This window comes from Burkholderia sp. BCC1640 (genome assembly GCF_902833125.1).
Lineage (GTDB): Bacteria > Pseudomonadota > Gammaproteobacteria > Burkholderiales > Burkholderiaceae > Burkholderia > Burkholderia diffusa.
This window is the reverse complement of sequence record NZ_CADFEF010000154.1, coordinates 1-492: the sequence shown is the minus strand read 5'-3', so window position 1 is coordinate 492 and position 492 is coordinate 1. Positions and strand designations below refer to the sequence as shown.

The following is a 492-nucleotide window of genomic DNA, read 5'->3' as shown; positions in this document are numbered from 1 at the left end:
TCCTGGTCGCGCTCGGCGTGCTGCATCATCGGCGCAGCGGCCGCGAGGACTTCTGCATCGGCACCACCACCGCCGGGCGCGACGACGCGCTGCTGGAGCCCTTGATCGGCTTCTTCATCAATATCCTGCCGCTGCGCCTGGACCTGTCGGGCGAGCCCGATGTCGCGACCCTGCTGGCCAGGGCGGGCGAGCGCGTGCTGGAGGCGCTGGAACACCAGGCGCTGCCGTTCGAGCACATGCTGGCGGCCGTGCCGGCGCTGCGCCAGCACGACGCTCGCTCGCCGGTGCCGGTGATGCTGCGGCACCAGAACGTGCCGCCCGTCGAGACGCACGACTGGGGCGGCGGGCTCTCGCTGTCGGTGCAGCAGGAGGTGGTCAACCGCCAGGCGCAGTCGGACCTGGACCTGGAGATCTTCGGCGACGGCAAGGGGCTCGAACTGGTGGCCAACTACGACAGCCTGCGCTTCGATGCCAGCCAGATGGATTTCATGC

Annotated in this window: 1 protein-coding gene; it reads left to right on the top strand. The window is 69.9% G+C overall.

Annotated features, from left to right (window positions below; genetic code table 11):
- On the top strand, positions 1 to 492 hold a 492-nt coding region (locus HWX25_RS32965; protein WP_175912778.1), incomplete at both ends, for a condensation domain-containing protein.